The 11,984-nt window shown below is 61.9% G+C and carries 6 protein-coding genes; all 6 read right to left on the bottom strand.

What is annotated here, in order from left to right; genetic code table 11:
- Window positions 1-63 precede the first annotated feature (63 nt).
- Window positions 64-3,192, bottom strand: a complete 3,129-nt coding sequence (locus AC1DWC_RS03130; RefSeq protein WP_477906068.1) for a sacsin N-terminal ATP-binding-like domain-containing protein — start codon at window positions 3,190-3,192, stop codon at window positions 64-66.
- Complete coding sequence (locus AC1DWC_RS03125) at window positions 3,185-6,244, bottom strand: DEAD/DEAH box helicase (RefSeq protein ID WP_477906067.1); 3,060 nt, start codon at window positions 6,242-6,244, stop codon at window positions 3,185-3,187. Before AC1DWC_RS03125 ends, AC1DWC_RS03130 begins: the two co-directional genes overlap by 8 nt.
- A 247-nt stretch (window positions 6,245-6,491) precedes the next feature.
- A complete protein-coding gene (locus AC1DWC_RS03120) occupies window positions 6,492-7,385 on the bottom strand; it encodes a DUF6339 family protein (RefSeq protein ID WP_477906065.1) in 894 nt (297 codons plus the stop codon).
- On the bottom strand, window positions 7,378-8,337 hold the full coding sequence (locus tag AC1DWC_RS03115) for a hypothetical protein (RefSeq protein ID WP_477906063.1): 960 nt from the start codon (window positions 8,335-8,337) through the stop codon (window positions 7,378-7,380). Before AC1DWC_RS03115 ends, AC1DWC_RS03120 begins: the two co-directional genes overlap by 8 nt.
- Complete coding sequence (locus AC1DWC_RS03110) at window positions 8,334-10,253, bottom strand: hypothetical protein (protein WP_477906061.1); 1,920 nt, start codon at window positions 10,251-10,253, stop codon at window positions 8,334-8,336. Before AC1DWC_RS03110 ends, AC1DWC_RS03115 begins: the two co-directional genes overlap by 4 nt.
- 54 nt (window positions 10,254-10,307) lie before the next feature.
- The gene (locus AC1DWC_RS03105; RefSeq protein ID WP_477906059.1) at window positions 10,308-11,933 is read right to left on the bottom strand and encodes a DUF726 domain-containing protein; all 1,626 of its coding nucleotides are present in this window, start codon (window positions 11,931-11,933) and stop codon (window positions 10,308-10,310) included.
- Between the last annotated feature and the right edge of the window lie 51 nt (window positions 11,934-11,984).

Genomic DNA, 11,984 nt, shown 5'->3' with positions numbered 1-11,984 from the left:
CAACTGAAACGCACCGTAGACCCAATTGATGGGGCCCTTTCGGACCGCGAAGGGCCCCATCGGTCACTCCGCGAGATCCATGAGATCCGATTGCAGCAGAACCTGCAGATCTAGGAAGTGCTTCTCGGTGAAACGGGCGAAGACCGGTTCACCGCAGAGGTCGAACCTCAAACCGCACTCCCCGGAGCCTCCTTCGGACTTGGCCTGCCAGGATTGAACCTGCGCCTTGACATCGATGCTCGAGACAGACCCGTGCTGAAACATGCTGCTACACCTCGCACAAAGACACAGCATGCCGCCCGGGCGGTCGGTGTGTCGCCCGACTTTCCTCTCGGCGAGGTGGACACCCTCGAAGTAGGGCTCACCGTTCCTTCGCGGGAACGTGTGACTGCAAATTTGGCAATTCCCCCCGTACTGCTCGAGGAGAAATTGTCGAGCCACCTCGTCCCGCGCTTCCACTCGCGTATGGATTGTCACAGTTGCCGGCTGTGGGTTCGGGGCGCTGTGGCGTATCTGTGTGATGCTCTCGCTCACTCGTTCCCGACGGAATCCGACGTTGGGTACTGACCCGTGTGTATCCGAAGGAGTGGCGGACTCCCATGATGCGGACATCCCGGTTGAGCCGGGTCGGTTGAAGGACTCGCCCATTGCTTCCGCGAACGTGGAACTGTCGTCGAAAGACTCTTGGGATGACGCTGATTGGAGAGCTACTGCCTTACTTTGCTTCTTAGCCAGATCGGCTGCGACACTGGGATTGTCTTGGAGGAACTGCAATGCGTCAGGGGGAATTCCGAGGTCGGTGCTCGCCTGATGCAATGCTGAGGTCTGCATGCCAAGTACATCAGCAAGGATGTCGCTAAGTGTAAAACTGTCAGGTAGGTCCTCGGTGGAGAGCTCCTGTGGTCGGGCGAATGTGCCCTCCTTGGTCGGCAACCATGCGCGGGTTCGCAATGGGGTGAGGATGCCGGCATCCAGCTCTTTGCGTGTCGAATTTCCATAGTCCTTCCGCGTCGCCGTTTCGACTGTGCCGGAGAGTTTTTGCGCACGCGGTACCAGCAGACTGTTCCAGATGTGCTCGGACCTGATGCTGGTCGGATACTCGAGTGCAAGCAGTAGACCGTCGATCTTGATGTCCGGATCAAAGCCGTTGAGGCCGCGTTTGTGGAAGCCATGGTCTTTTGCGAGTACGACGTGGCCATCGCCGGTCGGTCGGCGGGTGGTGACGCGGATCCGCGATGCCACGCCGAGGACGCTGAGCAGCTGCTTCCAAGGGTCGTAGACCTCGTCGGCGAACCCAAACTCTGGATCTGGCGCGAAGTGCTCCTCGAGTATCCCGTCGCGCCAGTAGGACTGTCGGGGTGAGCGAAAGCAGTGTCGCCCGAAAGAATCTGTGCACCGGACAACCGGAGCGTTGCCGAGCATGTCTATGAGTTGTTTGCGCCGCTTGTCGGTCGCTGAACTCATTGCGCGGTCGATCGTGTGCCAGTCTTCTTGAATGCCGGACGCTCTGAGATTCTGGTTCCCCGCGTCGTAGCGGGGGATTAGAAACCGAAGCACTTCCTCGGCTGCATCAGGCTCACATAGTCCCAGCGCTCGTAGGAAGTCCCGGGCCTGTTTGTCGGACGTGACGGACCGTGCGACAGTGACGAACTCGGATGCGGCGCCGTTGATGGGGAGATAGGCGGTTGGTTCGCCGTTCTCGTCAAACGGCGCGATGTGAGTTCCGTCGTCGAGTCTAATGATCGGCTTGTCGCCTACGATTCCATGTGGCTTCTGCCTTCGCTGCCAGCTCGACTGAGGTCTCCAGAGGGAGGGCAAGCGGTGGAGATGCGAATAGAGTTTCGCTATCCACCTGTCTGTCTGTGCTTCGAGGAAGGGTGAATTGAGTTTGGCGACAACGGTTTCGAAGGTGACGCTTGGGATGTTCACCGCCATCCTGAAGTAGGTGTCCAATAGGTCAGGGTCATCGACGTCGTCAGAATCACCAATCCAGCGGAGTGAGCCAGGAGCGCCAACGAGAGTTGTGAGCTGTCCGTCGGTGATCAGTTCTTCGATCCTGTTGACGGGAATCCGGATGTCGCTGCCGCGGGCGAAGGAGCCGCGGGCCGTCGGAATCAGCGCCTCCGTGCGCAGCGCATCGGCCACGTGGCTGTGGATTCGATGAAACATCGAGCCGGCCGGGAATACTTCGGACCGAGTGGCGAGAGCGCCGAGCGCCCGCATGGTCAGGAGCTTCTGCTTCTTGAGCACGTGCAGCGTGTCCAATACGAGCGCTGCGGCCGTGCCGACGAGCGAAACATTCCACTCGTCCTCGGCTGGAATGTTGTCACGAGCTGGTGTCGTCCGGAACGGGCCCTGCAACAGGAAGCCGAGGTTCGTTTCCTTTTCTGTCGGGAAGAACACGACCAACGGTGAGGTGGCCAGTCGGACTGGCTCGTACGATTTGCCGTCCGCGGTGGGTCGCAGCTTGAACGCGATCTGGACTGGCATTCCGGTCTGGCCGTTGTAGGTGTGTGCCCTCTCGAACAACCACCATCGTTGAGTCTTCATGGTGCCGTCGATGAGGTCGCGAGTCTCGACGCTGGGCGGGGTAGATGAAATCGGCCGGCGGGAAAGTTCGCGAATCCTGCCTCCGGATTGAGTGGAAACCGACTGGACATGTCGAAGGAACAGGAGGGTACTCGCGTCCAGGCGGTGGAGCGCCGCCTGGATCTGCTGATGGGCCGCTGGAGCGCCCACTTCGGGGTGATTGAACGGAAACACCTGAAGTGTCTCGTCTGATCCGACGTCCGCCCGCGTGGGAACTACTTGTGGTCGAACGAAGTCCCTGATGACGAAGCTCTCGTCACCGGAATAGATGTGCGGCGACGTCGTGTAGGCGTAGACGGATTTGAATCCGACTCCGAACCGTCCGATCGTTGTCAGGTCGGTGGACTTGGTCGAGGCGTCGACTCCGCAGATACCGATGACATCTTCGGTATCAAACGGTCGACCGTTGTGACGGATCTCGAGGCGGTCATCGAACAAATCGAACTTCACCCAGGATGCGCGAGCGTCTTCTGCGTTCTGCAGCAGCTCGAGGATGAAGTGGGTCCGGTCGCTGTACAGGTTGCCGAGGAAGGCGAGGTGTCGAGTGCCCTCACCATATTCCTTGATGTTCTGCTCCCTGATGGAGGCATAGTCGCTAGGCATTGTGAACCTCCAGGATTCCTGTGCAAAGGCGGGTCGCGAGAACATCGACGTCTCGCCTTGATTCCAAATCGTTGAGGGTCGACTGATAGTTCGCGGTCAGCCGCGTGCGCTGGCCGTCTCGCATCCGTGCAATCTTCGGGTTGGTTGCTCCTGTTACCTGTTCCGCCAACGCGGCCATACGCGCCTCGTGGTCGGCTGCGAGACTCGCCAAACGGCGTTCGAGGAGGATTGAGTTCTCCTCCCGGATGCGCTCTGCATCGGCGCGGCGGCGCGCCTCCTGGCGACGCCCGAGTGTGTCCATACATGCCTGAATCAGATCTTGATCTGGCAGTTCTGACCGCCCGGCGGTCGCAACAGGCAACACCGTGGACAGTGACCGCTCCAGCATCTCCGCTGCTGATCCATCCGACAACGGGACGACGGTGTAGGCGGTGCGGACGCCCGGACGCACGGCCACGATCTCCCAGGTATCCATGGCGAACAGGTATGTCCCGGCGGGAAGATCAGGATTGACGACCGTGAGGTGGGTAGCCATCGTCATGTCGGCGGGTGGTGCAACGGCATTGATCGCTGCTCGTACGATCGGATGGAGCGGAGTGATGAAGTCCACTGAGCGGTCTTCAACAGCCTGCCGTTGGTCGAACGTGCAGGCAATGACCGAACTGTCCCCTCGCGCCCAGCGCGCAAAATCCTGCATGGCGCGGCCGTTCGTCTGAGCGGATTCAGCCAGGTACTCGAGTATCCGAGCTCTGCCCTCGGCGCGAGGGACGCTCAGTTGACGAAGCCGTGGGCTTTCCGCGACGGCGTGCACCTCGCCACCGATCTCGTTGAGTGACAGGAACCTTGCCACGAGGTGCTCTATCTCGGCCGGGGTGACGAACCGGCCGTCGGTATCAACGCTGTCCGCATCGACGTCGGCAATCTGACTGAACCCCAGCAGTTCCGGTGCCGACTCTTCTAGTCGGCGGTCTTCGTCGGCCCTTCGCAGCACGTTGTCTGCCACTTGTCGGGCTTGTTCGGTGGCCTGCTCGGGTGACAGTGCGCGGTCCATCGCGATCTGGTTGAGCTGTTCGACGGTGTTGCCGAGCACGCTCTCGAGGTCGCCAATGGCGTCACGGAACACGCCGAGTCGCTCCCAACACCGGAAGTAGATGCGGTCTTCCACCGTGTCCGGCGTGATGAAGTTGTAGATCAGCACCTTCTCGCTTTGCTGGCCGAACCGATCGATCCGACCGATCCTCTGCTCCACGCGCATCGGATTCCATGGGATGTCGTAGTTGACCATTCGGTCACAGAACTGGTAGTCGAGGCCTTCACAGCCGACCTCGCTGGACATCAACAGGTCGATCGCATTCTCGTCCTCCGACGGCAACTTGAACCTCAGTCGGAGGGCTTCGCGCTCCTCGTCAGGCACCCTTCCGGTGACTACGCCGACTCGGAGACCGATGGCCTGCACCTTCTCAGCGAGGTAGCCAAGGGTGTCGAGGAAGAACGAGAACAGCAGCAACTTGCCCGGACCGTCGCCATTTCTGGTGTTCTCGATGATCGCCATGAGTCGGTCGAGCTTGGGATCCTCGTCGTCGGGCAATGCACGCGCGAGATCGGCAATGCGCACCAATTTGGTCGAGACGGGGTCCGCGATCGAGGACGGTTCATCATCGGACTGAAGTTCGGGATCGTCGGAGAAGACTGTGGCACTGAGCTTCCCGTCCGCAACGAGTCGGTCGACGGATCGTGCAAGCGCCGGCAGGCAGCTGGACGCTTGGCGCTCGAGGCTGTCGAGAATGAGCCGTACCACCGTGGATGAGTAGCGGCTTTCGAGGATTTCGCGGCGCGAATCCAGAAGGGCGTTGTAGAACCGGCGTTGCGGCATCGTGAACGGAGCCTTCACCGTCAACGGCTCCCTTGTGGTGAAACGTCCGATGTCGCGTCGACGTGTTCGGTTCATGACGTGCCCCAGAGTGTTGAGATCCTGCACGTCGTGGAGGCACTGCACGCGGGTGTGATCGTCGCACCCGGCATCAGGGTTCGAAAGAAGCGTTCGGACCCGCGTGACGCGAGGATCCGCTGACAATGCGCGGCGTCCCCATGGCGTACCGAGCGCGTTGTCGAGTTCCTCGAGTGCCTTTGTTCTCCAGTCGTCATCCCCCACGAGTCGGCGAAGGTGGTGCGCGGAACGTGTCAGGAACGCGTTGGGTTCGATCATCTGATCAAAGAGGCTGGGGCTGTTGAAGACTTCCGGACGAAGCAGGTTCAGGAGGGTGTACAGGTCCTTCGATCCCAGCTGGAGCGGTGTGGCGGACAGCAGCACCAATGCTTCCGACACTTCGCCGATGTATTGCGCCATTCGGTGCGAATTGGTTCCGGCACTGCGAAGGTGGTGGGCCTCGTCGGCGATGACGAGATTGAATACGGGAGGTGGATCAAGTTCGAGAAACCCGGGCCATCTGTCTCGGCTGTCACCTTCGAGGTAGGAAGTGCCGCGGAGCAGTTCGTAGTGAATGATTGCTCGCGAGTATTCTGCGGGCCATGCCCCGTCGTCGCGGGCCTCTTTCAGGCAGTACTTAAGGGCTGCCGCATCGATGATCCGAAAATGTTCGTCGAAGCGCCGCATTTCCTGCTGCCACTTGTAGGTGAGCGACTTGGGACAAGCGATGAGGACGTTGTCCATCGGGCCACGTGCCGACAGCTCCTTGAGGATGAGGCCGGCCTCAATCGTCTTGCCCACACCGACCTCGTCTGCGATGAGAAGCCGTGGACGGTCAGCACGAAGTAGGCGGGTCAATGGCCGGAATTGGAAAGGGATGAACTCGATTCTAGCAGCGGACAGCGCGTAGATGTCGTCGCTACGCGGGTGGCGGAGCACGGCGGCAGTCAGGCGAGCGCGCAGTTCCTCTACCGTCACCGGAGTGCCGGGTAGGCCTGTTGCAGTGCCGTTTTGGGTTGACTCGACCCGCGTCAGCTGGTCCTCGGCGTACGTTGCGGTACTCGACGCGCTGTGGAACACGCGGTACTGGTTCGTATCTCCGATCGGTGGCAGAACTTCGAGCACCGGGCCGAGTCGAGCACGATCCACCCGCACACAGACAAGGTCTCCAACACTGAACGACACGCGTCCCCCGATCGACAATTCGATGACATCGACTGTGTCATCGTTGAGATGGTCAATAGTGATACACAAATGGCGAGGGGGTCAGCGCATTGTTCCATGTCAGCGGCAGGTGGGTTTCCAGCGTTCGGATGCTGTTGTGAGCATGGCTACCAGGGTCTCCATCGAGCTGTAACCGCCCTCGCCTTTGTCAGGCTGATGTCACAGGTACCGCATCACGAGCTTGCGCCGCAGCTTGCCGCTGCGCAGAACGCGTGTTGAGGCGTATCGCTGCTGCATTTGCGTATCCCAATCCGCGCTCGGCGAGGGCACGTCCACCGGTCAGCGATGCAGCCGATGTGTCGGTGCAGGGGGGACCGGCGGGGAGCATTTCCCAGTCTTTCGGTGGCACCGCGACCTCCAGGACCCACGCCTGCAGGTTGCGGACGTCATCACGCTGGAAGCCGGTCTGGACCTCCGGTGTACTGCCGGCAGTGATCAGGTTCAGCACCCGGGCGAGGTCGTTCACTTCGTCCGCTGACCGAGTCGACTCACCTTCTGCTGGGGACATCACGTCCACAAGTGCGATGGCGAGCGAACGACACCGCACCAGTGGGCGATGGAGGTAGCTGTTCGGCAGATCCTGGCGGATGAAGGCACGTTCTACGGATCTGTAGTCCGGTCCGTTTCGAAACAGTTCCCCGCCCCACCACAACCGTGCGAAGGACTGCTTGTGAATCTCACCGCGCCAACGGTTCTCGACGATCCCCTTACGGCCTTCCCAGCGCCATTCCACGTACCTGTGGAATCGGACTGCCAACCAGGCCCACAGGTCAGGATCCGAAGCCTCGGCACGGGTCAGGCGGAGGGCAAAGTGGAGACGCGGGGCCAGCCAGCGGTCGCTGGTCGACGGATCCGACCACACTCCGAGTCTCTCCGTGAACTCGTCCATGAGATCGGCGACCACGTCGATCGGAATCGTGGATCCACCACGGCGGACGACCGTCTCGGAGTCGCTCAACCAGGCGTTGTCCGCAATGAGCTGGGGTCGGGAACCGGCATCGAGCCGGCGTACGAAACGCCGCAGGTTTTCGTGGTCAGCCACGTCGAATCTCCTCGGTCACCATCGTGAGCGTGTTCGGCACACCCGCGAGCACGTCGATTGCCACATCGATATGGGTCCACAGGTCCGCGGACTCGGCGAGCTTGCCGTGGGAGTCGTGAAGCCGCTGGTACAGCTCGTCCGCAGATGCGAGGTGAGGGATCGTCTCCGCGACCGCTTCACACACCTGGCGGAACAGCGGGTCGGACGGCGGAACCGGCTCATCGTCCTCGCTCGAGACCTCCACCGCGGCGGACCGGAACAACGTGGCGAGGGTGTACCGGGCGATCTGCGAGCCGAGTAGCTCACGGGTTCGGCGGCGCTCGAGTTTCGCGGTCTCCGATGACAGCAGGTCCTGGAATCCGGGAATCGCGTTGTTCAACAGCAGGATCGGCCGGGTGCCCGACATATCCAGAACCGCCGGTGCTTCGGGACTCTGCCGTGCGACGAGCGGAGAATCAGGGGCGCCGAAGTCGATCCACGATTGGGATATCGGTGGCTGCCCCGGCTTGACGGGCGCGGAGCCCGGCTCGACGACAATCGTCCAGGGAATCGAGCGCCCCACAACCCGGGGGGTTCCACGGTACTCGGATACAACCTCCGCAACGATTGTGGCGGTTCCCGCCACGTCATCGCGCGACAGGTCGATCGTTCCGCTGAGTTCGTTCGGCCGGCTCTCGCTCGGAGTCAACACAAACGGGATCCGGGTGCTTGTCGAACTGCACGAAAGCAGTGCGTAGCCGCTCAGCCCCGTGTGGAGCTCGTCGGGCAGGGACTCGTCGGTCCGCGCCGTGAGCGTGAAGGACAGCGTCGACCAGTCGCCCGCGTCGGCGAGGCCCATGCGGAAGGTTTCGATGTCGACCGCCGGCGGATTCGAGGATGGCTCGCACTGCACATCGGTGATCTCACACAGCCATTCGCCGTCGAATGTCGGCCAGGGATAGCGCACGCTCATACAGTCTCACCATACGACTTCGAGTCGGTGAGATTCCGCAGCTGGACGTCGACCGCCGCGTCAGCCGCGGGAATCGGCAAGTCCGAGACGGAAACGCCTGTGACTGTCGCCTGCACGAATCTGCCCCGTTCCATCGGCTCGAGGTACAACGTGTTGTCCTTGACTTGGGCGTCGTTCGACTCGAGGCTTTCCCATTCCACTTCCTGTCCTCGGCCGTCCAGCCCGACGAAGTACAGGGCCGGACTCAAGGCCCAGCCGCCCGGCTGATTGCGGGCCCTGACGCGGAAGGTCAGGTGCCATTTGTCGCCCGACACCTTCCAACTGGTGATGTCGACGGTCGGTTTACGGCTCGCGGTGCCCGAGGACCCGCCTGCACCAGGCTCGCCCCGAAGGAACCGAAGGTGCTTGAACACCGATTCCGGCGGCTTGCTGTCTGCGGGTGGCGGTGCCCCGAACAAGTCGAGGAGCTTCTCGGTGACGTTCTTCTCGATAGCCTGGAGGTTCGGGACCCAGGGTGCAACGTAGTGCGCACTCAAACTCGACTGGGAGCTCTTGTTCCGACCTCCACGCGGGATCCACTGATCATGGGCGGGGGGTTCCGCGAACCGCAGGAAGTCGTCCGCCCACCGATCCTCGGGAGTCGACGCATCCGGATGAATCGCACCGCCTGCAAGGAGAAAGGCGTGGTAGGTGTGGTTCTCGAATGTCCGGTCCAGCGTCTGCACCACCATCTCCGGTTGGCGGAGCAGACACACCTTGTTCTCGAGGGTGTCCTTCTGCTTGTCGGACTTGGTGACGATGAGCTTGGCGTTGTGCACGAACTTCGCATGCGCCGTGCCGGACTTGCGCTTGGAGATCGCGATCGGGACATCGCGGGCGACAACGGAGTACGTCTCGTCGAGTGACTGGTCCAGATCGCCGGCGTCGAATCGGCGCAGTGCGCGAACAAGCTCGGTGTAGGTGTCCTCCGGGTTCACGACCGTGTCGAGTACGCGGGCACCATCGTTGATCACCTCGATCCGGACTTGCAGTCGCCTCCGCGCAAGCAGCGGCCAGAAACTCTCCTCGATTCCGGCGCGGAGGTCCTCGGCCATCTTGACCATGCCCTCGACGGTGTTGCCTCGTTCCGGATCGTCGGGATCGTAGAAACCCACAATCATCGCGGACGTGCCTGGACGGCTACCGGTGCGCTGAAGGTGCAGGCTTTCGACCAGCTCCTCGGGCGCCCACGTGGAGGTGACGTTTCCCTTCTTGCCAGGAATGCCGAAGTATCCGCGTCCCTGGTACGAAGTAGTGCCCAATCGGTGAACGACACCCTGGTTGACGCCGAACAGTCGATTTCGGGTGTGGCCGTCCACGGCATCTGACTCCGCGAGAACCGAGTTGAACAGGACGGTCTGGATTCGCGAGAAGCGCCAGTAGACCGCCTTGCCAAGGCCGAAGCTGCCACCCGAGGTCTCGTTCTTCCCACTGAACAAGTCAAGCCTGCACAGCTTCACAAAGTTGCCGAATCGGTCCGAGTCGATGTCGGAGAACTCCGGACCGGTGAGCCCTCGGCAACCGTAGTCGGAGACTTTGAGGAGAACGAGCGGGTCTGGCTGTGACAGTGTCTCGAGCCCAGTCTTGATGTGGCCGGCAGTGACCGCGCCAGTCGACTCGCTGCTCATCGCGCTCAGATGCGGCTCGAGCTCCTCGGACCAGTTCAGGGTGCGCAGAAACTTCTCACGTTCATCGCCACTGAGCCGAATGAACGAGAAGACGAGGCTCGGGTTCTGCTCCGAGCGGGCGTCGTTGGTGTTCTGCGTGCTCTCCCGCGCGAGGGAAGCGAGCCCGGCGTTAACGGTCCACTGGTTGGCATTGCCGTAGTTGCCATAGGTTCGGCTCTGCTTGTCCCATTGCCAAGCCAGCTCGGTCACGACTTTCCCCTCCACACTGATGATGATCGGACGAACAGAACGGATTTACGCGGCCTACGCCAGCCGAACGTTGTCGAAGTAGTCCGAGTGGCCCGGGACCTTGGATGAGACGTCGCGGTCCTTGATGTTCGAGTACTTGCATTCGAAGCCGCGGAGGCCCACCGCGATGCTTCCCGCCTGCGCTACGGCGTACATGTACTTCAGCACCGCGTCATTCGTCGAGTAGTAGTTGTTCACGGTTCCGCAGACAGCCTCGCTGAGTGGTCGCCAGTCGGCCTTCTTGCCCTCAGCGGCGCCGAGGAGGTGCAGAGTCTCGATCTGCGGGGTGTCGTTGCTCGTCCCCATCGTCTCCGCAGCGGTGATCATGGCGCGGGCGCCGAGGCTGTGGCCGACGAGGATGTAGCTGTCCACCTTGGTGCGTGCCAGGATCCCGGCGAGTGCGACCCCGGTGCGGTCCGCGCGGACCACCGCGGTGTGCCAGGGGTTCTTCGCAAGGTCGGTGACCAACAGTGCAGGTGCGATGGGCGCGAGTTTCTTCGCAGCCAGCTTGCCTGCCCGCGCTGCCGCACCGCCCATGGCGCCCATTGCCTGCTTGACGCCGACGTTCTTCACGGCCATGGCCGCCAGTTTGCTGAGTTCCTTACTGCCCCAGCGCAGTCGGTAGATCGGGGAGTCGGGATACCGCGTCTCAACCATCTGCATCGCGGACTTCCAGTTCTGATCCTTCTCTGTGGAGAACCCCCGAGCAACGATGACCGGCACCCCGGGGCCGTCGCGGAACTTCTCGATGGCGAACGAACTGTCCTCGCTCACATACGCGTTGGTGATGTTGGCGCCGAGCGCGCCTCCCAACGCGGCTCCTGCTGCGGCAACGACGTACGTGCCGCCGACCATGCCGAGCCCGCCAGCGGCGACGGAGCCACCGCCCAGCATCGCCAGTCCATAACTCATCGCAGCAGCGCCTGAATACCCGCCAACGAGGGTCCCGATCGCACCTCCGATTGCGGGCGCGGCCAAGAGTCCACCGCTGCCCACGACGCCCGCGGCGAACACGCCGGCCATCGCGTACTTGGAACCGCGACTCAGATTGCTCTTCTCAAAGACTCGGAGCTGCTCGTAGTCGTCGACTGTGTCGATCTTGTCCGCAGCCCGCTCGAAGCTGGGGAGTTCGTGACGGTGCTCTGCGCAGAAACGTGGGACACGCACCGAGCCGGAACCGCGAGTCGCCATGTTGTCGCACTGGGGAGCCGCACAGGTGAGGGTGGGCGAGCCGCAGGTGACGCACAGGTAGGCGGGCACACTGAGCCGCCCGGTATTCGCCTTGCGGTGATCCGCGCGCGCGTAGCAGGCCGAGCACCATGCGGACCGAGTGGTGTCACCGAGTTGATCGATCAGTTCGGCAATCTTCTCCGCTGTTTCCGCGTGAGCGTCGGCCTGCTTGCGGTGGCTTTCCTTCTTCTCCGGATCCTTGAACCGACGGAAGAGCTTCTCGTTCTTCGCATAGGCCCAGGCATTGTGAATCAACGCCGGGTTGGCGGTCATCACTTCGTCGCCCTCGACGTCCGGCTCCACCGCTGTGATTGTTCCTGTCAGGCGTAGAAGCAGGCCGAGTGGCGAGCGGATCTCGCAGATCATTCCGTCGTGCGAGACCGGTTTGAACAGTACTGCTTTCGATGTCACTCGATGCCTCCATCCGTTCTGTTGCGGAGTTGCGTCAATGAACAGTTGCCG

Source organism: Rhodococcus sp. P4_C10, assembly GCF_056402135.1.
Note: the sequence above shows the minus strand (reverse complement) of the source record. Positions and strands in the feature narration are given on the sequence as shown.

What these genes read in the sequence shown, in the direction of transcription:
- AC1DWC_RS03115 (WP_477906063.1), bottom strand. Translation starts at nt 8,337, where the DNA reads ATGAGCGTGCGCTATCCCTGGCCGACATTCGACGGCGAATGGCTGTGT.
- AC1DWC_RS03130 (WP_477906068.1), bottom strand. Translation starts at nt 3,192, where the DNA reads ATGCCTAGCGACTATGCCTCCATCAGGGAGCAGAACATCAAGGAATAT.